Source organism: Oxalobacteraceae bacterium OTU3CAMAD1 (genome assembly GCA_024123915.1).
Classification (GTDB): domain Bacteria; phylum Pseudomonadota; class Gammaproteobacteria; order Burkholderiales; family Burkholderiaceae_D; genus Rugamonas.
In genome coordinates this window covers 5,208,608-5,231,241 of record CP099650.1, presented here as the reverse complement: position 1 = coordinate 5,231,241, position 22,634 = coordinate 5,208,608, and the positions used below count along the sequence as shown (strand labels likewise).

The following is a 22,634-nucleotide window of genomic DNA, read 5'->3' as shown; positions in this document are numbered from 1 at the left end:
GTTCTCTTGCTTTGACGGTTCACCAATGAAATCCTGGCTTGCTCTGGCGCCGGCGCAAGTACATCTGGATATACATCACAACCCCGGTCACGGACAGGATCGCCAGGACGACACCGCACAGGATGCTGATCCACAGCCCGGTGGTGCCGATGATGGCGCCCCGGTGCAGGTCCAGCAGAAAACGGTGCCAATCAAAACCGTCTTCGCGGGCTTCCGCGTCGAACAGTTCGCCGGTGCGCGCATCGAGTTTTAGCTTGCGCATTTCAGGCTCTGCGACGACGACTTCCACCGACGGACGCGGGCCGAAGAACCGAAAATCCAGGCCGATGATGGCGCCCTTGGTTTGGCGGCGCGCGCCGGCCAGCGTGGAGGCGACCAGTTTTTCGATCTCGGCCTCGGCCACGGCCGCGGCGATCGGCTTTCCGTCATCCTCGCCCGGCAGGCTGGATCTGTCGACCAACATCATTTCAATCTGCAGCGCGATACCGCTGATGGCGATCAGCAGCATCAGCGCGCCAACGTAGATGCTGAGTCTTCGGTGCCAGTTGCGCATGTTTGTCTCCTGAAAAAATGCTGGCGCGGTGGCGCCAGCGTGATGACGGCTTACCAGCCGGTGGCCCCGGCGTCCACCGAAAAATCAGCGGACGTCACCAGGCTCGCTTCGTCGGAAACCAGGAACACGGCGCACCATGCGATGTCCTCCGGTTGACCAAGCCGCTTGATCATTGCTTTGGCCATCACCTGGTCGCGGAACCCCGGCAGGTTTTCCAACGGAAACCGCGTAGCGGCCGTTTCGATCATGCCCGGGGCGATCGTGTTGGCCCGGATGCCATGGACCGCGCCGTCCATCGCCAATTGGCGCGTCATGGCCATGACGCCGCCTTTGCCGGCGCAATGCGCCAGGGCGGGCGACTTGTCGAGCGCGATATGGGCGTTTGCGGAAGAGAAATTGAGGATGGCGCCGCCGCCGCGTGCGACCAGATGCGGCCAGGCCGCCTGGCAAGCGAGGAAAACGATGTCGAGTTCGCCCACCAGGGTTTTGCGCCAGTGCCGCTCATAGTCCATCGTCTCGATGGGTTCGAATACGCCGAAGGCCGCCGCATTGACCAGGATGTCGATGCCGCCGCCCACGTCGGCGGCGAAAGCGATCAGTCGCCGCACCGCGTCCGGATCGGTCATGTCGCACGGATGCATGCTGTCGACATGCAGTCCGAGCGCTAGCGCAGCATCAACGGTCGCCTGCGCGGCAACGCCATCGATATCGCAACCGATGACGTGGGCGCCCTGTGCCGCAAACATCAGCGCGCAGCCCCTGCCGATGCCGGCCCCGATACCGGTGACGACCGCCACCTTTCCCGCCAGTCTGTTGCCGCGCTCAATTGCCTTGGCTTCCTTGATTACACCACTCACTATATCTCCCATTTTTTCAACGTCCCGATCGGTGCCGATCAGATTCCAGTGACGAGAATAGCGCTCCCCGGTCGGTTCGAAAAATGATATTTGGCGATGCACCGCATCGGCGTTTCGAATACAGCGGGCCATGGCCGGACATCATAAAAAAAAGCCCCTTGGTTGTGGCCAAGGGGCTTTGTCATCGCCGGTTTCTCACTTGCCACGACACTTGAACGCCGCCAGCAGCGCCACGAAAGCGGCCAGCGCCAGGATCACGCCGATGCGGTCCACGGCGGCGGCGCGCGATTGCATGATATTTCCCATGGTGACGACGACGAGCGAACTGACGGCCATGCCCAGCATGAGCGCCGACTGGAAGGCGCCGGTGCCGAAACCGCGCCGAGAGAAGGGCAGCGAGCGCATGTTCCAGGTGACGATCGTTGGCAGCAATAGACCGCATCCCACGCCGTTGACGACCGCGCCGACCGTCAAGGCGTTGGACGTGGCGGCCGATCCCATGAGGACAAAGCCCAGGGCCGCGAGCGCGGCGCTCACAAACAGTTGCGTCGCCACGCTCACACGGCCGGCAAGTATCCAGCCGAAGACGAATGTTCCGAGCATGACGCCGGCGCTGTTGAGGGTGTAACCCGTCCCGACCGCTTGGGGCCATCCGGCGCCGACGTACAGGACCGCGAGATTGATCGGCACAACCATAAATGCGATGCCGGTGAAAAAGCCGATGCCGCAGGTCAGCGCAACGACGCGTGGCTCAAACGGCTTTTCCGCGACCCCGATGCCGGCCGCGGACGTGACGGCGGCCGCGCCCGACGGCTTGGGCTCCCACAGGAAAATGACCATCAACGGGAACAGCAACAACGCGATGCCGTAGATGGCGAACGGCGCGTTCCACCCCAGCGTTCCGGCGGCGGCGCCGACGGCCACGAAGACGGTGGCCGTCGCGGACGATACGGTGGTTTGCAGCGACATCATGCGTTCGCGCTTCAGTCCGGTGTAATAGTCCCCGATCATGGTGGTCGAGGCGGTCATCAGTGCCGCTTCGAACACGCCCAGCGCCACCCGGCTGGCGAAGATGGCCCAGAAATTGTCGATGTAGAAGGGCATGGTGCCCAGGATGGCGTAGAACAGCGTCGAGTACACGAGCAGGTTCTTGCGGCCGATGCGATCGGCCAGGCCGCCGATGAAGATGGCGCAAATGCCGAAGACGCCGATCGGAATCGACACGGCCAGCGGCACCCATTGGTCCGCATTCGAAATTTGCGTGGCGAAATGGGCCTGCAGAATTGGAATGTTGGGTCCGAGGATGGCCGATACCAAAACGGTCAGGCCACTGGTGACCAGCAAAATGATAGCGTGTATCAGGCGCGGCGAGCGCGCATCGGTGTCCGGCGCGGGCTTGACGCCCGTAACTGTGGCGGCGGTCGGTTGTTGCTGGAATGGGTGGGGTGTCACGATGTCTCCAATGAATGTGCTGTGTACAGATAGTAGGAAATCCGCATCGGCTTAGGAAATCGGGAATGCTGATGCCGGCCATTGGCGTATCGAATGCCAGCCATGGGCACGCATGGACGAACTACCGGATATTACGATGGATACCATCGGGATAAACGATTTTCAAAAAGTTTGGCCTGTCGCTACGATGCTTGACATACGCAGCGAACTGTAGACCTGACGGGGAGATCATGAAACACAAGAACATACTGGTCGTTGGTGGCGGCATCGGCGGCATGGCCGCGGCGATCAGCCTGCGCCAGCGCGGCGCCGACGTCGACCTGGTGGAACTCGACGCGAACTGGCAAGTCCACGGGGCCGGCATCACCATCAGCGGACCGACCCTGCGCGCGTTCGCCCAGCTCGGCGTCATCGAGCAAATCCTGGCGCAAGGCTACTGCGCGGACGGTGTCAGGCTGTGCGACGGGGACGGCGCGGTGCTGATGGAGTTGCCGACACCGCGCGTGGGCGGTCCGGCCATCCCCGGCGGCGGGGGCATCTTGCGCCCCGTCCTGGCCCGCATCCTGTCGCAAGCCACGCTGGCCGCCGGCGTGAAGGTTCGCCTTGGGCTGACCTTCGGCGCGATCGAGCAGGGAACGCACGGTGTCCGGGTGACCTTCAGTGACGGCAGCACGGGCCGATACGACTTGCTGATTGGCGCCGACGGCTTGTACTCGAAGGTGCGCCAGCACCAGTTTCCGGATGCGGCGGTGCCGCAATTCACCGGCCAGGGCTGCTGGCGCGCCGTGCTGCCGCGTCCGCCCGTCATCGACCGGCCGCACATTTTCATGGGGCGTACCGCGAAGGCGGGCGTCAATCCGATTTCCCAGGAAGAGATGTATCTGTTCTTCACCCAGCATGTGCCGGACAACCCTTTCATAGAACAGTCGACCTGGCCAAGGGTGCTGGCGGAGGCGCTGGCCGAATTCGGCGGCCCGATCGGCGCCATCCGGGACGGCCTGGACGGGTCGTCGCGGATACTGTACCGCCCCCTGGAAAAATTATTGCTGACCACGCCCTGGCACTGCGGGCGGGTCGTGCTGCTCGGCGATGCGGTCCATGCGACCACGCCGCACCTCGCCTCCGGCGCCGGCGCGGCGGTCGAGGACGCCCTGGTGCTGGCCGAAGAACTGGACCGCGAGGTGCCGCTCAACGACGCCTTGCTGGCCTACACGCGGCGTCGCCTGCCGCGATGCCGGATGATCGTCGAAAACTCCGTACGCCTCGGCGAGCTGGAACGTTCGCCCGATTCGCAACAGGCGTTCTCTCTATTAATGCGTCAATCGCAGGCCGCGCTCGCGGCGCCGATCTGACCGACTTTTTCGGAAAAACAAACATGGATATTCTCGGTCCCGATTCCCTCGTATTCGGCGTGGACGATGTCGCCGCCTGCAACCGATGCCTGGAGGACTACGGCCTGGTCAGGATCGCCGCGTCCGACAGCCATGGCGTGTTCGAGGCGCGCGACGGCACTTCGGTCGAAGTGCGCCACGACAGCGATCCGGCACTGCCGCCCGCGATCGGCCGGTCGCCCAACATCCGCGCCGTCATCTACGGCGTGCGCGACGCCGCCACGCTGTCGGCGATCGGCGCCGAGTTGTCCAGGGACCGCCCGGTCGAGGTGCGCGCCGACGGTTCGCTGCGCTGCGTCGACGATATCGGCCTGACCATCGGCTTCCAGGTCAGCGTGCGCCGTCCGTACGAGGCGCCGGCGGTACTGGTCAATGTGCCGGGACAACCACCCCAGCGGCCCGCCAACCAGGTGGCCGCGGACGCCAACGCGGCGCCGGTCATCCCGCACAGCCTGTCGCACGTGGTGCTGTTCGTGCCGGATGCGGCGCGCGCCGAGAAATTTTATGTCGAACGCCTGGGCTTTCGCGTGACGGACCGTTTCACCGGCACGGGGCCGTTCCTGCGCCCGGCGGGCAGCCGGGAGCACCATACGCTGTTCCTGATCGAGGCGCCCGGCTTCCTCAAGGGGATCAATCACTTCACGTTCCACGTCGGCAGCGCGGACGAGCTGCTGCGCGCCGGCCAGCGCTTTTCCGGCAAGGGCTACAAGACATTCTGGGGACCCGGGCGTCATATCTTCGGCTCGAACTGGTTTTGGTACTTCAATTCGCCGCTTGGCGGAACGATCGAGTACGACGCCGACATGGATGTGCACGACGACAGCTGGGTGGCGCGCGAAATCAAGGCGGCCGAAGACACTTCGCAGGTGTTCCTGTTCACGCTGCGCGAGCCCTGGTTCCCGAGCGGCGACAAGCACTGAGCATGTATCGCCTTTGCAGTCTCGACGACATCGCCGACGGCGCCGCGCGCGGCTTCGACCCCTGCCAATCGGGGGCCGACACCGTGTTGGCCGTGCGGCGCGGCCGGCAGGTGCATGTCTATCTCAATCGCTGTCCGCACAACGACAGCCGGATGGAGTACATGCGGCACCGGTTCCTGTCGCACGACGGCCGCCAGATCATGTGTTATGCGCACGGCGCGCGCTTCGATATCGGCAGCGGCGTGTGCACCGACGGGCCGTGCAAGGGCAGTTCGCTGACCGGCATCCCGGCCAGGGTCCAACAGGGCGACGTGTTGATCGCGCGCCGCCATCTGCGATGCCTGGCATCGCAATAAACGATTTTTCTCATTCACGGCACACTCGTAAGATCGCTTGGGTGTCGATCAACAACAGAAAACAGAGACAGGAAGCAGTGATGAGCAATCCCGAATTCGATATCGTCGCCATGGGCGCGGGGCACAACAGCCTGGTGGCGGCCGCCTATCTGGCCAAGGGCGGAAAGCGCGTGCTGGTCCTGGAAAGCAAGGCCTGGTACGGCGGCGGCGTGTCAACGCGCGAACTCAACACCCCCGGCTTTTGGCACGACGAGCACTCCAGCGTGCATATCATGATCCAGGGTAACCCGATGCTGCGCCAGGACGAACTGGGTCTGCTCTCGCGCTTCGGCCTCAAATACAACTATTCCGAGGTGCCGCACGCGACGATCTTCGACGACCAGAGTACGTTGATCACGTACAAGGATCTGGACCGGACCTGTGCGGCCATCGCCAGAATTTCGGCGCGCGATGCCGAGGCCTATCGCACGTTCGCCAAGGCCAGCATGCGCCTGTTGCCCATGTTTATGTCCGGCCTGTACGTGCCACCGGCCCCGCTGGGTGGTCTGATCGCGATGCTCGACCAGAACGACGAGGGCCGCGAGATGCTCAATTACATGCAGCGTAGCTGCCTCGACATCGCCAACGAACTGTTCGAGAGCGACAAGGTCAAGATCCACCTGCTGCGGCTGGTGTCGGAAAATCTGCAAATGCCCGATGAACTCGGTACGGGCATGGGCATTTTCCTGATGCCCGGCATCATCCACACGTACGGCGTGTCGCAGCCCGAAGGCGGCAGCGGCAAGCTCAGCGAAGCGCTGGTGCGTTGCATCGAGCATTACGGCAGCGAAGTGCGCTGCAACAGCGAAGTGACCCGGATCGTGGTCGCGGGCGGGGTGGCGAAAGGCGTCGAACTGGCCAGCGGCGAGCAAATACTGGCGTGCGACGGCGTGATCGGCGCCATCCATCCGCACCGTCTGCGCCAGTTCGTCACCGGCATCAAGGAGCCGATCCTCAAACGCGCCGAAAAGGTGGCCTTGGCGCCGTTCAGCCTGATGGTCAGCCACTACGACCTGCGCCAGCAGGCGAAATTCTACGCCGGCGAGGAGGTGGAAAAGGCGACGATGCTCGAGATGGTCAGCACCAGCAGCCTGGCCGACATGCTTGACGACTTCGACGGTCTGCGGCGCGGGCGCATCACCCCGCGCCGTTTGATCGCCGGCGGCGATGAAAGCTACGGCGATCCAACCCGCGTTCCAGCGGGGAAGGGCATGTTCCATGGCATTACTTTCGCCCCGTACGATCTCGCCGAAGGCGGCGCCGGCCGCTGGGACGAGATCAAGGAAAAGATCGGCGACCTGAGCCTGCAGGCCTACCGCAAATTTGTCGCCAACCTGACGCCGGAAAACATCATCGCGCGCACGATCTGTTCGCCGCTCGATCTGGAACGCGGTTCGCCCAACAGCATGGTGCGCGGCGACGTGCACGGAGCGGCGCCGTATTTCTACCAGACGCTCAGCCACCGGCCCACCCCCGACCTGGGGCAGTTCGGCGTGCCAGGCATCGAGCGCCTGTACCTGGTCGGCCCGTTCATGCATCCCGGCGGCGGCGTGTTCGGCGCCGGTCGCGCGACCGCGATCAAGATGTTCGAATTCCTTGGCATGGATTTCGAGCGCCTGATCAACGGCGCCGACGGCGCCAGCCGGACCATTGTGCTGGCCAACGGCGCCGCGCCGGCGCGGGCCGACACCTCGGGCATGACTTTGTATGGCGCCGACAACGCTGAACTGATGACGGTCAGCGAGATCCGGCGCGACGGCGACTCCCTGGTGATCACCGGTAAGTCGTTCGGCACCATGCCCATGGTCGCCAAACTCGATGGCGCCGCCGCCCGCTCCGGCCTCAAGCTGCTCGGCCTGCGCACGCTGCCTTTCCTGATGTCGCTGCCGTTTCGCCGCCGCAAGGCGGCCAAGGCCCCCACCAACAACACCTAGGAACCACCATGAAAAAAAATCATCAAGGCCGTGTCGCGGTCGTGACCGGTGGCGCTTCCGGCATCGGCCGCGCCTTCGCGCTGCGGCTGGCCGCGGAGGGCTGCGACATCGCGATCGCGGACCTGCGCCCGTGCGCCGAACTCGAAGGACTAATCGCGGACCTGGGCGGCCAGTGCCTGGGCGTGGTCTGCGACCTCGCCGACGAGCTGGCGGTGCGGGCGTTCGCCGCCGCCGTCCTGGCGCGTTTCGGCAGCTGCGACATCCTGGTCAACAATGCCGCGTTTATTCCGCTCAACCCGCTCGCGCAATTGTCGCTGACCGAGTTTCGACAGGTCATGGCCATCAACGTGGAAGCGGCGTTCCTGCTGAGCCAGGCGTTCGCGCCATCGATGGTGGAGGGCCGGTTCGGCCGCATTGTCAACGTCATTTCCAGCACCACGTCGACGCCCATGCCAGGCTTTTTCTCGTACACCACCAGCAAGATGGCCTCGATGGGCATGGTGCGGGCGCTGGCGGCGGAGCTGGGCGGCACGGGGGTGACGGTCAATGGGATTTCACCAGGGCTGACGCGCACCGAGAGCGCGGCGCGCGAACTGCCCGAGGCGCTGTTTGCCGCCGTACGCGAACGCCAACTGATCAAACGTACCGAAGTACCCGAGGACATGAACGGCGCGCTGGCGTTCTTGACATCGCACGAGGCCGGCTTTATGACCGGCCAGGTGTTGAACGTCGATGGCGGCGTCGTCTTTTAATTCAATCAACCATTTCAACCAGGTGACACCATGATCCAGTATCTCAAGCAGGGAAAATCAGTCGAGGCGAAAGCCGAACTCGATACGCAAGTGCGCAGCATCGTCGAGAGCATCATCGCCGATGTCGAACAGCGCGGCGAGCAGGCCGTGCGCGCCTACTCGGAAAAATTCGACAAATGGAATCCCCCCTCGCTGCGCCTGACGCAGCAGGAAATCCAGGCCTGCATCGACTCGCTCAGTCCGCAGGCGATCGAAGACATCACGTTCGCGCAGACGCAGATCCGCCGCTTCGCGCAGGCGCAACTGGCGTCGCTGCACGATGTGGAAGTTGAAACATTGCCCGGGGTTGTACTTGGCCACAAGAACATCCCGGTCAATTCGGTCGGCTGCTACATCCCAGGCGGTAAATATCCGCTGCTGGCGTCCGCGCACATGAGCGTGCTGACGGCCAAGGTGGCCGGCGTCAAGCGCGTGATCGCGTGCGCCCCGCCGTTCGACGGCAAGCCGTCGCCGGAGATCGTGGCCGCGATGGCCATGGCCGGCGCCGACGAGATCTATGTGATGGGCGGCGTCCAGGGCGTGGCGGCGATGGCGATCGGTACCGAAAATATCGCGCCGGTCGACATGATCGTCGGTCCCGGCAACGCCTACGTGGCCGAGGCCAAGCGCCAGTTGTTCGGCCGTGTCGGCATCGACCTGTTCGCCGGTCCCACCGAAACCATGGTCATTTGCGACGACAGCGTCGACGCCGAACTGGTGGCGGTCGATCTGCTCGGCCAGGCCGAGCATGGACCGACTTCGCCGGCGGTCTGCGTGACCACCAGCCGGGCGATCGCGCAAGCGCTGCCCGGCGCCATCGACGCGGTGCTGGCGCGGCTCGACACGGCGCCGGTCGCCAGTGTGGCCTGGCGCGACTATGGCGAGATCATCCTGTGCGACACCCGCGAGGAAATGCTGCGCGAATCCGAACGCATCTGCTCCGAGCATGTCCAGGTCATGACCGACGATCCGGACTGGTTCCTCGAACGCATGACCAATTACGGCGGCCTGTTCCTCGGCCACCGCACCAACGTCTCGTACGGCGACAAGGTGATCGGCACCAACCACACCTTGCCGACCATGGGCGCGGGCCGCTACACCGGCGGCCTGTGGGTGGGGAAATTCATCAAGACCCATACCTACCAGCGCATCCTGACCGACGAGGCGTCGGTGATGATCGGCGAGTACTGCTCGCGCCTGTGTGCGCTTGAACGCTTTTCCGGCCACAAGGAGCAGGCGGACATCCGCGTGCGCCGCCTGAAGAAAGCGGCCTGACGCCATGACGACTGCGCATCGAGCACTTGACGGCAAGGTCGCCGTCGTGACCGGCGGCGCCGGCGGCATGGGCGCGGCGATCTGCCACGAACTGGCGCGCCAGGGCGCCGCCGTGGTGGTGGGCTACCACACCTCGGCCGAGCGCGCCTGCGCCGTGGTCGCGGCGCTGCCCCCGGCCAGCCTGGCCCACGCCGCGCTGCCCGCGGCCGTGACCGACAGTGCCGCGCTCGCGGACCTGGCCGCGCGCATCGGGCAGTTGTACGGGCGCTGCGACATCCTGGTCAACTGCGCCGGCACCACCGGTTTTGTGCCGCACGCCGACCTTGACGGACTCGACGATGAACTCATCGACCGCATCCTGGCCACCAATGTGCGCGGTCCGTTTGCCGCCGTGCGCGCTTTCCGCACGCTGCTCGCCGGCGGCGGCGCCGGCCTGGTGGTCAATGTTTCCTCGATCGCGGCGGTGACCGCGATGGGCAGCAATGTCATGTATTGCGCTTCGAAGGCGGCGGTCGACAACATGACCAAATCGCTGGCGCGCGCGCTGGCGCCGGCGGTGCGTGTCGTTTCCGTGTCGCCCGGCTTGTCGGGCACCGAGTTCGTCAAATCGATGGACCCGGCCTGGCGCGACGAACAGGCGCGGCGCACGCCATTGCGGCGGCTGGCCGACCCGCGCGAGGTGGCGCTGGCGGTGGTGGCGCTGGCCACCCATCTGACCTTCACGACGGGCGCCGTGATCCCGGTCGACGGCGGCCGTCCGCTGCAATAGCGCCATCCTTCCAACCACCTCCGACTTGAGATTGATACCATGAAACTAGCGACACTCAACGATGGCAGCCGCGACGGCAGGCTGCTGGTCGTTTCCCGCGACCTGGGCCGCGCCTGCCACGCGCCGGAAATGGTCCCGACCATGCGCGCAGCGATCGAAGACTGGGCCAGCGCCGAGCCGCTGCTGCGGGCGGTCTATGACCGGCTGAACCGGGGCGCCGTCGCCGATGCGTTTGACTTCTCCCCCGCGCAGGCGGCGGCGCCCATGCCGCGCGCATTCCAGTTCATCGACGCGTCGGCCTTCCTCAACCATGGGGCCATCATGGAACAGGCCTACAAATTGACGGTCAAGAAGGACAAGGCGATTCCCATCCTGATCCAGCGCCAGGGCGATGACTTCCGTGGGCCGTGCGACGATTACCCGTTCCCCAGCGAAGCGGACAACGCCGATTTCGAAGGCGAGTTCGCCGTGTTGCTCGACGACGTGCCCCAAGGAGTCGATGCCGCGACGGCGCTCGGCCATATCAAGCTGGTCATGATCCTTAACGACATGAGCATGCGTGCCCACTTGTTCCGCGAGCTCGGCATGGGGTTTGGCTTTATCCTCGCCAAGCCGGCCACGGTGTTCGGTCCGGTCGCGGTCACGCCGGACGAGCTGGGCGCGGCGTGGCAGGGCGGCCGCGTGCATCTCGAGATGCGGGTCGAGCGCAATGGCGAATGGTTCGGCAACCCGAACGGGGGCGAAATGGATTTCCACTTCGGAGAAATCATCGCGCATATCGCTTACAACCGCAAACTCGGCGCCGGCACGGTCATCGGCTCGGGCACGGTGTCGAATCGCGACTATCGGCGGGTGGGTTCGGCCTGTCTGGCGGAACAGCGCGCGGTCGATACGATCGATGGCCAGGCGGCGCCCACGCCGTTCCTGCAATACGGCGAAACGATCCGCATGGAAGTGCTCGGCGAGGACGGCCGCTCGGTGTTCGGCGCGATCGATCACCGCGTGGTGCCCGGTGCGAACGCGGGGAGGCCGGCATGAACGTGCTGATCACCGGGGCCAACGGATTTGTCGGCAAGGCACTGTCCCGGCGCCTGCTCGACAGCGGTCTCGGCCGGCGCCGGGTGGAGACGCTGACCTTGCTCGACATCCATTTCGACGCAGCGCCCATCGACGCCCGTGTGCGCCGGTGCGAGGGCAGCATCGCCGATGCCGGCCTGCTCGAGCGCGCGTTCGCGCAGGCGACCGATGTGATCTTTCACCTGGCCAGCATTCCAGGTGGTCGGGCCGAGCAGCAGTTCGAACTGGGGCTGGAAGTCAATCTCGGGGCCACCATCGCCTTGCTTGAACGGGCCCGTCTGCAGCGCGTCGCGCCGGTATTCGTTTTCTCGAGCACGATCGCGGTCTATGGTGCGCCACTGCCGGACAGCATCGACGACGCCACGCCGATGCGGCCGCACCTGAGCTACGGCGCGCACAAGCTGGCCGGCGAAATCCTGGTCCGGGACCATAGCCGGCGCGGCTTCGTCGATGGCCGCATCGTGCGCTTGCCGGGCATCGTCGCGCGCCCGCAGGGGCCGTCCGGGCTGCTGTCGGCATTCATGAGCGATATCTTTTGGCGCCTTTCCGCCGGCGAACGCTTCATTTGTCCGGTGTCCCCCCAAGCCGTTGCCTGGTGGATGTCGCTCGGTTGCTGCATCGACAATCTGCTGACGGCGGCCACGCTGGCGCCGGCGCTGGCGGCGGCGCGGCGCGACTACACGCTGCCCGTGTTGCGGCTGACGGTCGCGCAACTGGTCGAGGGGCTGGCACGCGTGTACGGCGACGACCGCCGTGACCTGGTGAGCTACGAGCCGGACGAGCGGCTGGAGGCCGGATTCGGCCGCCAGCCGCCGCTCGACGCCTCGGCGGCGCAGCGGGTCGGTTTCCGGCACGACGGCAGCCTCGAACAACTCATCCATAACGCGACGGCGCAAGCGGCCGGCCGCCTTGAATAGAAAGATAGCCATGTCGATGTTTCAATATTTCCCCACCAACTATGTGTGGAGCCTGGCGGTCAACGCGGCGCTGGAGGGCGGCGGCAGGATCGGTGAAATCGACGAGGTATGCCGGCCATTGCTGGACATCGCGGCACGCGGGGCCGACCCGGGAACGGAAGCGTTTTTTGCCGCGTGGGTCGCGATGGGCGATAAACTGGTTGGCCTGGCGGACGACGACCTGGCGCGCGGGCGGCGGTTCAGCGCGGGCGAAAAGCTCGACCGCGCGGTGCAGTATTTTGCCTGCGCCGAGCGGATGCAGGCGCACGGCTACGCACCCCGGATTGCCTTGTATCGCCGTTACGTCGCCTATTTCCAGCAAGCCCAAAAGCTCATGGGGGCGCGCTCCGAACGGGTGGAAATCCCTTACCTGCACGCACATCTGAGCGGCATCCTGATTCGCCCGCAAGGCGGCGGCGAGCGCCTGCCGTTGGTGCTCATCGTCAATGGCCTCGACAGCACCAAGGAAATGCTGGCGGCCACGCAGATCACGCGCCAGCTCACCCAACGCGGCATCGCCTGCCTGTATCTCGATCAACCGGGCAGCGGCGAGGCACTGCGCTTGCACGATATGCCGGCCGAGGTCGAAAGCGAAGCATGGGCCGGCAAAGTGATCGACTATCTGGAGACGCGGCCGGACATCGATCCCAAGCGCATCGGTATGATGGGGGTTTCGCTGGGAGGCTACTACACGCCGCGCGCGCTGGCTTTCGAGCCACGCTTCGCCTTGGGCGCGGTATGGGGGGCCAACCATCACTGGGGCGAGATGCAGAAACGTCGCCTCAACCGCGAAGGCGAAAACCCGGTACCCCACTATTGGGATCATGTGCGCTGGGTGTGGGGCGCGGCCGACATGGACGACTTCATGCATAAAGCCGAGCGGATCCATCTGAACGGCATCCTGCACAGGATCAGCGTGCCTTTTCTGGTTACCCACGGCGAACAGGACCGCCAGATCCCGGTCGAGTACGCGCACCAGACCTACGAGCAGATGATCAACAGTCCGAAGCGGGCGCTGAAGATTTTCACGGAGCGGGAGGGCGGCGTGCACCATGTAAGCCTGGACAACATGTCCAATGCCGGCGCCTTCATCGCCGACTGGATAGCCGAGCATCTGGGCGGCAGGCTGGGCGGCAGGCTGGGCGGCTAGGGAAGTGTCTGGCCGCCGGCGCTTTGGCGGGACGCGCCGTGAAATGTGGCAAACTAGCGGATTGCCCCGACGGGTGCCTCCCTGGTTTCCACTGCCATGCGCCGACACAAACTCGACCTCAACCTGCTGCTCGCGCTGCGAGAGCTGCTTGCCGAAAAAAATGTCACCAAGGCCGGCGACATCATGTGCGTGACGCAGTCCTCGATGAGCGGCATGCTGGCGCGCTTGCGCGATTATTTCGGCGACCCGCTGATCGTCACGGTGGGCCGGAAGATGGAATTGACGCCGCTGGGCGCCAGCCTGGTCGATCCGATCAACGATTTGCTGGTGCGAATCGACAACACACTGAGCACCAGACCGGTGTTCGATCCGGCGACCAGCAAGCGCCACTTCAAAATCATCGCCTCCGATTACGTGGCGGTGGTGCTGATGCTGGGCGTGCTGCGCGAACTGCATGCGGAGACGGACGGCGTGACGATCGAACTGCTCAATCCCAGCCCGGACGCGTCGGAGCGGCTGGAGGAGGGCAGCGTCGATTTCATCATCACGCCGCAGCAAATGATCTCCGACAAGCACGCCAGCCATACCGTGTTCGAGGACAGCTATAGCATCGTCGTCGACCGCGACAACCGCGACATCGGCGACAGCATCACGCTCGACCAGTACTTCGCCGCCCGCCACGTGATGTTCACCCACCACGGCACGGCGATGTTCGAGAACTGGTTCGGTGAGCAGGGGGACCGGCGCAAGGTGGACGTCATGACGCATACGTTCAATCTGCTGCCCTTCCTGGTGCTGGGGACCGGCAGGATCGCGACCGTCCACTCCCGCCTGGCCCGGCTGTACGCGGCGAGCATGCCGATCCGCCTGGTCAAGCCGCTGTTCCCGATTCCCCGCCTGTCTGAAGTGCTGCAATGGCATAACTATCGCGACATCGACCTTGGCAGCGCCTGGCTGAGAAACAAGATTATCAAGGCTGCCCAGGCGATGCCCCCGGTGACCAGGTAGCGTGCCTCAGAAAAGTGGCCGATGACTGTCGCCCTGCTAGGGACGGGGCAGCGGCGGCATGGCCAGCGCGCACGCGATGATCTTGTCGCGCAGCCAAATGCTGCCTGGATCGAGATCGCGATAGCGATGCCACTGGATCAGGTTGGCGAAGCGCGGCGTTTCAAATTCCAGCTGGACCATGCGCACCGGCAGCAGCTCGCAAGCGCGCATCGCAAGCCGGGTATGGAGCGTGGCGACGCGTTGCGTGCCGACCACCATCGGCGCGAGCAAGTTGAACTGGCCGACGCTCACGTCGCGCCGGCGGTCGCTGTGCATCCTGGCGAACCAGCGGTCGAACATCGGCAGGCCCTTGTATTCGAAGCCGACGTGGCTGAGAGAAAGATATTGTTCCACGGTCAGGCTGTCGCCGACGCGGTCGTTGCCGCGATCGACCACGGCGCAGAACGAATCCTCGAACAGCACCGCGGAAGGGTGGTTGTCGGACAGCTGCCCCATCGGCGAGATATGAAAGTCCAGGTCGCCCGCCTCCAGGTCCGGCAAGGTGGCGTCGCCAGGCTGGCGGATGGCGATGGTGACGTTGGGCGCCTCCACATGCAACCGGCGCAGCACATCGAGCAGCAGTACCGACACCGTGTAGTCGGACGAGACGATCGAAAAGTGGCGCTGCGAATTCGCGGGCAAGAAATCGGGCCGGGATGCCAGCGTCGAATCGACTTGCACCAGCAGGTCGTTGACCTTGTCCACCAGGCTTTCGGCCAGCGGCGTCAACTCCATTTTGCGCCCGACCGACACGATCAGCGGGTCGTCGAAAAATTCGCGCAGCCGCGCCAGGATGCCGCTCATGGCGGACTGCGTTACGTGCAAGGAATCGCCGGCGCGGGTGACGTTTTTTTCCGTCAACAAAGCGCGGAGGGCGGGCAACAGATTGAGGTCGAGTCGGTGATAGCGCATGGCGTGCAGTGTAAACACTCGGGCGCGGTCGACCATCGTATTTTCCCATGCCCGCCATCGCGCGAAACGATGGCCGCCGCCCTCCGGGTATGCGCGGCGCGCCGGCCCCGGCGCGTATCGATTTCCCCATGACTTTTTCCGATACTTCCCATCGTCCAAAACCATTCGATGGCCGATATTACGCTGGTAAGCTTGCATTCTTCACAGAAAAAGAGGATTGAACATGAAACGTAGAATGACATTGCGCATCGCCACCGCCGTATTGGGGACGGCCGGCTTGTTCCTGGCGGGCGGCGTACTGGCCCAGGATGCCGGTAGTTGCGACCGGGCCTGCCTCAAGGGGCTGGCCGACCTGGTGCTCGATTCGATCTCGGCGCGCGACCCGTCCAGGGTGCCGGTGGCGCAAGAATACGCGGCCACCGAGAACTCGGTCGCCTCGGCGTTGAACATGATGGTGGCGTGGCAGACCGCCACCGGCGTTTCCGACCGTTTCTACATCATCGACCCCGCGTCGCAACAACTGTTCATGATTGCCACGCTTGAAGAAGGGAAGTATTCAACTCTCTTGTATGGCAGGCTGAAAGCGAACGGCCGCAAGGTCGCGGAGCTGGAGCTGTTCGAGAACCGTTCGCGCGGCCAGGGTGGATTCCAGTATAGCGGCAGCATGATGAAGGATATTCCAGCCGAGTGGACGAAAACGGTGGAGGCGAGTCGCCTGCCCAAGCGTTCGGTTTTATTGCGCCAGGGGCGGAGTATTTTCGACACCCGCATCGATGGTTTGAAGGCCGCGCCAGCCTGTGTCCTGATGGAGAACGGCAAGGTGGTGGCGGAGCATCCGGAGGTAGCAAAGGAAGTGGCCGGGCAAGCGCCGGCGGGCGGCAACGGGGCCAATGCCGATGGCACGGTGCCGATTCCGTGCGGCAGCCCGCCGTTCCGTCCCACCGATCGCAAGGCGCGCACGCAGATCGTCGACGAAGTGCAGGGCATCGTGGTCAGCCAGGCGGTCGTGCATGGTGAAAGCGAGCCCTACCTGGCAACCACGCCGACCGAATCGGCTTTCGTCCCCGATGAAATGCTGGCGCCCTACAAGAAGCTGCTGGCGCAGCAGCGCCGCGATGGCAAGACCGCGCCGGCGTTGCGGGCGATGGCGGCAACCGGCGCCGTCGCCGAGATCCACCGGGTGTATGACAACCAGGTCCAGGGGCAGCACATCATGGTCAATCTCGGCGCGCCGGGGGCGCGTTCGCCCTGGGTTGGCAAGTAGAAAAATCGCCGTTGGCGTCCGCGGCGCGGTGTGTCGGGCCGCAGTGGCGCGCGGCGGCCGGTATTTCGGAATGCGATGGGCCGTATCGCTCGAATCAATTTCCCGCGCTTAAAGTCTTCCATTACGCTCGTTTCCGGTGGCCTTTTTCGGCCGCGACAATACCGACAACGATCGCAAACAGGGGTAGCAATGGAATTGATAACGAATCCGCTCAAGGGGTGGCAGGTCGACCGGGCCGCCATCCGTTTTCTCGGCCAGGACCTACAGCGGCCGGAGTGTATCCTGGCGGAGCGCGACGGCACGCTCTGGACCGCCGATGCGCGCGGCGGCGTGGTGCGCATCGACCCCGCGACGGGGGAGCAACAGTTGGTGACCCAGTACGCGGGCACCGGCATCGGCGATAGTGGCGATGCCACCAGGCTCATGATGGGTGGAACCTTGCCCAACGGGCTGGCCTTCGCCGCCAATGGTGACATCCTGATCGCCAACTTCGGCACCGACGCCATCGAGCGCATGACGCGCGCAGGCGATTCGCGGACGCTGTACGCCGCCATCGATGGCGAGCCGCTCGGCAAAGCCAATTTCATCCTCAGGGATCGCCGTGGCAGGATCTGGTTTACCGTCACGACCCGCCGGGTGCCATGGACGTGCTCGATCAACGAGCGCACGGCGGATGGCTACATCGGACTCATCGACGAGAGCGGCATACGCATCGTCGCCGACGGCTTCGTGGGCACCAACGAGATCCGCCTGGACGCCAGGGAGGAATGGATTTACGTGGCGGAGACGAACGCGCGCAGAATCTCGCGTTTGCGGGTGGGCGACGACGGCGCGCTCAGCCAGCGCGAGGTCTACGGCCCGGACGACCTCGGAGGGTTCCCGGACGGCTTCGCGTTCGATGCCTTCGGCAACCTGTGGATCACCCTCATCCTCAACGAACGGCTGATCGCGCTCACGCCCGACGGTGAAGTGCTCACTTTGCTCGACGATTGCAATCCCTCCGCGCTGGCGGTCTACGAGGACCATTATCGGCACGGCACCATCACGCCCGAACTCATGGGCAATTGCCGCGGCACCATCGCGCCGCTGATGGCGAGCGTGACCTTCGGGGGGCCGGATTTGCGCACCGTCTATCTCGGCAGTCTCGCCGGCAACCGCTTGCCGTATTTCCGTTCGCCGGTCCCGGGTTTGCCGCTGGCCCATTGGAACGACGCCGCGTAAGCCGGCGTCCCGAGGCGGCGGCGCCGGCCGGAAACGACGCCGGTTCGCCGATCCACTCATTGAATAAAAGGGAAACAGATGACAACCGTTGAGCAACGAGCGTTGCATTACCACGCCTGGGAAAACCCCGGGAAAATCGCCATTCGCGTCACCAAGGCGGTGGCGACACGGGACGACCTGGCGTTGGCCTATTCACCTGGCGTCGCCGCGCCTTGCCTGGCAATTCACAAGGACCCCGCCAAGGCCTACCAGTACACCGCGAAGGGCAATCTGGTCGCGGTGATCAGCAACGGCAGTGCTGTCTTGGGACTGGGAAATATTGGTCCGCTGGCCAGCAAGCCGGTGATGGAGGGCAAGGTGGCCTTGTTCAAGAAGTTCGCCGGCATCGACGCGTTCGATCTTGAAATCGATGAAAGCGACCCGGATAAGCTGATCGCCATCATCGCGGCGCTGCACCCGACCTTTGGCGGCATCAACCTCGAAGATATCAGGGCGCCCGAATGTTTCTACATCGAACAGCGCCTGCGCGAGTGCCTGTCGATCCCCGTGTTTCACGATGATCAGCACGGGACCGCGATCGTCGTTTGCGCCGGCCTGCTGAACGCGCTGGCCTTGACCGGACGCGACATCTCCACGCTCAAGATCGTCTGTTCGGGCGCGGGGGCGGCGGCGCTGGCATGCCTTGAGATGATGGTCGAGCTCGGCGTGCGCCGCGACAACCTGATCGTTTGCGACAGCAAGGGCGTCGTGTCGACCCGGCGCCCGTTGAGCCCGGAAAAACTGGGGTGGGCGCGGGACACCCACCTGACCTGCCTGTCCGAGGCGATCGAAGGGGCCGACATGTTCCTTGGTCTGTCCGGGCCGGGTCTGTTGTCGCAACACGACGTCGGCAGGATGGCGGCGGACCCCATCGTCTTCGCGCTCGCCAATCCAGACCCGGAGTTGCTGCCGGAATTGATACGGCAGGCCGCGCCGCATGCGATCGTCGCCACCGGCCGCTCGGACTACCCGAACCAGATCAACAACGCGCTGTGCTTCCCCTATCTGTTCCGCGCGGCGCTCGATTGTGGCGCCGCCACGATCAACCGGGAGATGAAGCATGCCTGCGTTCTGGCGCTGGCGCGCCTTGCGCGCGACAGCGCGGGCTTTGGCAGGGATTATCTGGTGCCCGGCTTGCTCGATGAACGTTTGCTGGGCAACATCGCCCCTGCGGTGGCGGCAGCGGCCTTCTCCAGCGGCATCGCGTCGCGCGAACTCGACCCACGACAGTATGGCTTGCGACTGGAACGCATCGCCGCCGACCTCGACTGAGCCGGGGCCCATGGCCTGCAGGCGCCCGCTTGCCGCATTAGCGTTGTCGATGGATGCCATCGCGATTCTCCATTCGACTTCAATTTCGCCATCGATATACTCGATTGAGCAGTATGTAACAACGCGAAACTAAAACTAATCGAAAACCTACGCGGGAGACATCAAGTGGGATCTCAACGGATCAAAGGACGGCAATATGGTGGGGGACGTTCCGTCCGTCACGTTTTTCAATATACGGTGCTGCTTGCCAGCATCACTCTGGCACTCGGGGCGTGGGCCCAGGAGCGGCCTGCGGCCACGGAGGAGGGCGCCGAAAAAAATGATGGCAGGGGGAAGATACAAGAGGTGGTCGTTACCGCCGAACGGCATCGGACGTCCGCGCAGAAAACGGCGGCCTCCGTGACGGCGGTCTCGGCTGAAGAGTTGCAACGCAAGGGCGTCACCTCGGTGGAAGGCGTACTGCGCGATGTCGCCGCCGTCGAGGTGCAGGCATCACCGCAAGGCGGACAGGTCTATGTGCGCGGGGTCGGGGCAAACGGCGACTCGAACTGGGTCGACCCGTCCGTGTCGCTGATGTTCGACAACGTCTATAGCGGCCGCGCCGAAAGGGTGTTCGCGAGCGTGTATGACATCGACCGGATCGAGATCCTGCGCGGACCGCAAGGCACCTTGTACGGGCGTAACGCCACCGGCGGCACGGTCAACGTGCTGTCGGCCAATCCCACCGACCAGCTTGAGGGGAACCTGCACCTGCAGATCGGAAATTTCGGACTCAAGCATGTGGACGGCGCGCTGAACATTCCACTGAACGACGCACTGGCGGTGCGCATCGCGCTCTTGCGCGAAAAGCGCGATGGCTACTTCAGCAACGGTTCCGTGGCATCCGATCTGAAGGGCGCGCGTGTTAAAGCGCTGCTCAAGCCGGCCAGGGATTTTTTTGTTCTTGCCACGTTCGATACGATTCGAAACACCGGCAATGGCGCTACCTCCGTCCCCTTTTCGTACACGGGCGAGGTGCCGCCGTTCGTCAACTGGCCGACCTACCCAATCAATTTCAGCAGTCCTTGGCAAGTCGACGACCTCCATCCCGCCGAACAGCGCAACGCCAAGTTCACCACCTGGTCGCTGGAGGCGAACTACGACATGGGCTGGGGCGTGGCGACGTTCGTGCCAGCCTTCACGCGCAGCACCCGCTGGGTGAACACAAACCTGATCACCGGCATCGCGACCCCGCCCGGACTCGCCTCCAGCACCTGGTCCGAAGATCAGCGCTCGGCGGAGTTGCGCATTGCCTCGCCGGCCAGGTCGACGCTGCGGTGGGTGGCCGGCTTGTACCACTTCAAGACCGAGAATACGCAAACCGGCGCGCCGCCCGCCGGCTTTGGCGTCTCCACCTGGGAAACTTACGGCGTGCAGACGCCGACCGACTCGAACGCCGCGTTTGGACAGCTGACCTATCCGTTGACCGACACCTTGCGCCTGACCGGGGGCGTGCGTTATACGCGGGACGCTAAAAGGCAGTTTTACGGCGTGCGCAGCCTGGTTGGCGCCTACGATTCGGGCATCATGGTGGCGGAAAATAAATACAGCGCGTTGACTTACAAGGCCGGCATCGAAATCGACCTGGCGCGCACCTCGATGTTGTATGCCCAGGTGGCCAGCGGCTATAAGGCGGGCGGATTCAGCACGACGACGACGCCACCGGTGCCGTACGAACCCGAGAAGCTGACCGCCTTCGAGCTGGGAAGCAAGAACAGCTTCCTCGACGGTCGACTCCAGGTCAACGCCGAGCTTTATCTTTACCGGTACAACAATTACCAGGTTCAGTATCCCGATTTCGCCGCGCCCAGTCCGAATCCGGACGATGCGCCAGGAGCGACCTACTTCGCCCAGTTCGTGGTGAACGCCGACACGGGAAAGAACAAGGGAGGGGAAGTCGAAGCGAAGTATCGCTTGACGCCGGACGACGAGTTCAGAATCGGCCTGTCCTACACCCATGCGCGCTACGGCCATTTCTCGCAGCCGGCACTGGCATACCTCAGCGGTACGGCAGTGACCAACACGCCTCGGTCGGCGGCGACCATCGGCTACAAGCATGAATTCGTCATGGCCGACGGCGCCGTGTTGACTGCCGGCGCAAGCACAAAATTGTCCGAAGGTTACCGCGTGGTTTTGTCCCGGGGCATGCCCGGGGGTGATCAGCATGTGTACCAGCGCGGCTACCACCGCTCGGACCTTCATCTGAGCTATCTGTCGCCCAAGGAAGAGTGGACCGTGTCGGCATGGGCCAGGAACCTCGAGAACAAGGCCCAGGTGGCGAACGCGCTGCCTTTCGGCCGCGTACAGATCACCGATCCACGCACTTTTGGCATCGACCTTTCCTATAAATTCTAGGCATCCTTCGCAACCGTAAAAACGGCCGGTGCGCGATCGCGACTGGTCTTTTCATCAGAAAGACATTCCATGAAAAAAATCTCCATGCTGGCGGGCCTGCTCGTCTGTTTTGTATCGGCGGCGCCGTACACGCCCGCTGCGCACGCCGCTCCGGCCGCGTCGGCCGAGATGGTGCAACGCCTGGCCGACATCCAGGAAATCCAGACGCTCATGAGTCGTCACGCCTGGTATTACTCGGCCGGCCAGCATCAACGCGAGCTCGACGAGTTGTTTGTGCGCCACCAACCCGACGTCAGCTTTGGCACCAACATCGGCTATTGGGTCGGCCTTCCATCGATCAAGAAGTTCTATGTCGATTGGTTCCATGTCCAAGCCGGGAAAGATTTGGCGGCACTGAGTAAAAAGTATCCCGGCATCAAGAATTCTCCCGAGAATCTGCTGGCGGGCTCGCTGATGATGCATACCCTCACCACCCCGCTGATCGTCGTGGCCGACGATGGCAAGACCGCGAAGGGCTTGTTTTATTCGCCGGGCCAGGTGACCCAGACGCCGATGGGCAATCCCAGCGCCGCCTGGATGTGGGAGCGCTACGCCGTCGATTTTCTCAAGGAAAACGGGCAGTGGCGGATCTGGCATTTCAACGTCTTCACCGATTTTACCGTTCAGCCCAACAGCGATTGGACCAAGCCCAATTCCATGCCGGCGGTCGCCTTGCAACCGGGCGAGGTCCCGCCCTGGGAGGACCCGGACGCGCCGAAGCCGGATGTGCCGATGCAGGTCTACAAGACCTACGACGTCGCCAATGTTCGTGGGGAGTTTCCTCAATTTCCGGTTCCGTACTCCACGTTCAGCAAAACCTTCAGCTATGGCGCGCCGACGAAGCAGAAGTAGGCGGCGCGTCGCACCCTGGCGCGCACTGCTGGGGCCGCATGCCTTCCATCGTCCGGGTAGATGCATGTCATCAG

The 22,634-nt window shown here is 64.1% G+C and carries 20 protein-coding genes; 16 read left to right on the top strand and 4 right to left on the bottom strand.

The window, feature by feature from the left end; genetic code table 11:
• Nucleotides 1–19: 19 nt before the first annotated feature.
• The 3 genes from NHH88_22170 to NHH88_22160 all read right to left on the bottom strand — a co-directional run bounded on the left by NHH88_22170 (nt 20) and on the right by NHH88_22160 (nt 2,862).
• On the bottom strand, nt 20–553 hold the full coding sequence (locus NHH88_22170) for a PepSY domain-containing protein (protein ID USX12385.1): 534 nt from the start codon (nt 551–553) through the stop codon (nt 20–22).
• 50 nt (nt 554–603) lie between these two features.
• Nucleotides 604–1,542: an SDR family oxidoreductase gene (locus tag NHH88_22165; GenBank protein USX12384.1), complete on the bottom strand. Its 939-nt coding sequence runs from the start codon at nt 1,540–1,542 to the stop codon at nt 604–606.
• A gap of 63 nt (nt 1,543–1,605) precedes the next feature.
• Nucleotides 1,606–2,862, bottom strand: coding sequence for an MFS transporter (locus NHH88_22160; protein ID USX12383.1), 1,257 nt, complete (start codon nt 2,860–2,862; stop codon nt 1,606–1,608).
• Between the two features lie 230 nt (nt 2,863–3,092).
• Here NHH88_22160 and NHH88_22155 point away from each other — a divergent pair, with 230 nt between their 5' ends.
• The 11 genes from NHH88_22155 (at nt 3,093) to NHH88_22105 (ending at nt 14,528) form a co-directional block, all read left to right on the top strand.
• Complete coding sequence (locus NHH88_22155; protein ID USX12382.1) at nt 3,093–4,214, top strand: FAD-dependent oxidoreductase; 1,122 nt, start codon at nt 3,093–3,095, stop codon at nt 4,212–4,214.
• A gap of 23 nt (nt 4,215–4,237) precedes the next feature.
• Nucleotides 4,238–5,173 (top strand): VOC family protein, encoded by a 936-nt coding sequence (locus tag NHH88_22150; protein USX12381.1) that lies wholly within the window; start codon nt 4,238–4,240, stop codon nt 5,171–5,173.
• Between the two features lie 2 nt (nt 5,174–5,175).
• The gene (locus tag NHH88_22145; protein USX12380.1) at nt 5,176–5,529 is read left to right on the top strand and encodes a Rieske (2Fe-2S) protein; all 354 of its coding nucleotides are present in this window, start codon (nt 5,176–5,178) and stop codon (nt 5,527–5,529) included.
• An 80-nt stretch (nt 5,530–5,609) separates the two neighbouring features.
• Complete coding sequence (locus tag NHH88_22140; GenBank protein USX12379.1) at nt 5,610–7,502, top strand: NAD(P)/FAD-dependent oxidoreductase; 1,893 nt, start codon at nt 5,610–5,612, stop codon at nt 7,500–7,502.
• Nucleotides 7,503–7,510: 8 nt separating this feature from the next.
• Nucleotides 7,511–8,254 carry an SDR family oxidoreductase gene (locus tag NHH88_22135; protein USX12378.1) on the top strand — a complete coding sequence of 248 codons (744 nt, stop codon included), beginning with the start codon at nt 7,511–7,513 and terminating at the stop codon, nt 8,252–8,254.
• A gap of 30 nt (nt 8,255–8,284) precedes the next feature.
• Nucleotides 8,285–9,568, top strand: a complete 1,284-nt coding sequence (hisD, locus tag NHH88_22130; GenBank protein ID USX12377.1) for a histidinol dehydrogenase — start codon at nt 8,285–8,287, stop codon at nt 9,566–9,568.
• Nucleotides 9,569–9,572: 4 nt separating this feature from the next.
• Nucleotides 9,573–10,337 (top strand): SDR family oxidoreductase, encoded by a 765-nt coding sequence (locus tag NHH88_22125; GenBank protein ID USX12376.1) that lies wholly within the window; start codon nt 9,573–9,575, stop codon nt 10,335–10,337.
• A 39-nt stretch (nt 10,338–10,376) separates the two neighbouring features.
• Complete coding sequence (locus NHH88_22120; GenBank protein ID USX12375.1) at nt 10,377–11,375, top strand: fumarylacetoacetate hydrolase family protein; 999 nt, start codon at nt 10,377–10,379, stop codon at nt 11,373–11,375.
• Complete coding sequence (locus NHH88_22115) at nt 11,372–12,331, top strand: NAD-dependent epimerase/dehydratase family protein (GenBank protein ID USX12374.1); 960 nt, start codon at nt 11,372–11,374, stop codon at nt 12,329–12,331. Before NHH88_22120 ends, NHH88_22115 begins: the two co-directional genes overlap by 4 nt.
• A 16-nt stretch (nt 12,332–12,347) precedes the next feature.
• Nucleotides 12,348–13,520 carry a prolyl oligopeptidase family serine peptidase gene (locus NHH88_22110; protein ID USX17399.1) on the top strand — a complete coding sequence of 391 codons (1,173 nt, stop codon included), beginning with the start codon at nt 12,348–12,350 and terminating at the stop codon, nt 13,518–13,520.
• 96 nt (nt 13,521–13,616) lie between these two features.
• Entirely contained in the window at nt 13,617–14,528 is a 912-nt protein-coding gene (locus NHH88_22105; GenBank protein USX12373.1) for a LysR family transcriptional regulator, read from the top strand.
• 36 nt (nt 14,529–14,564) lie between these two features.
• On the opposite strand, the gene NHH88_22100 is transcribed toward NHH88_22105, so the two are convergent.
• Nucleotides 14,565–15,515, bottom strand: coding sequence for a LysR substrate-binding domain-containing protein (locus NHH88_22100; protein USX12372.1), 951 nt, complete (start codon nt 15,513–15,515; stop codon nt 14,565–14,567).
• Between the two features lie 187 nt (nt 15,516–15,702).
• Between NHH88_22100 and NHH88_22095 the strand changes: the two genes are divergently transcribed.
• From NHH88_22095 to NHH88_22075, 5 genes are all read left to right on the top strand, one after another.
• Complete coding sequence (locus NHH88_22095; GenBank protein ID USX12371.1) at nt 15,703–16,743, top strand: hypothetical protein; 1,041 nt, start codon at nt 15,703–15,705, stop codon at nt 16,741–16,743.
• Between the two features lie 189 nt (nt 16,744–16,932).
• Nucleotides 16,933–17,964, top strand: a complete 1,032-nt coding sequence (locus tag NHH88_22090; protein ID USX12370.1) for an SMP-30/gluconolactonase/LRE family protein — start codon at nt 16,933–16,935, stop codon at nt 17,962–17,964.
• 78 nt (nt 17,965–18,042) lie between these two features.
• Nucleotides 18,043–19,275, top strand: a complete 1,233-nt coding sequence (locus NHH88_22085; GenBank protein ID USX12369.1) for a malic enzyme — start codon at nt 18,043–18,045, stop codon at nt 19,273–19,275.
• Nucleotides 19,276–19,620: 345 nt separating this feature from the next.
• Nucleotides 19,621–21,669 (top strand): TonB-dependent receptor, encoded by a 2,049-nt coding sequence (locus tag NHH88_22080; protein ID USX12368.1) that lies wholly within the window; start codon nt 19,621–19,623, stop codon nt 21,667–21,669.
• Between the two features lie 84 nt (nt 21,670–21,753).
• The gene (locus NHH88_22075) at nt 21,754–22,560 is read left to right on the top strand and encodes a nuclear transport factor 2 family protein (protein ID USX12367.1); all 807 of its coding nucleotides are present in this window, start codon (nt 21,754–21,756) and stop codon (nt 22,558–22,560) included.
• The last annotated feature ends 74 nt before the right edge of the window (nt 22,561–22,634 follow it).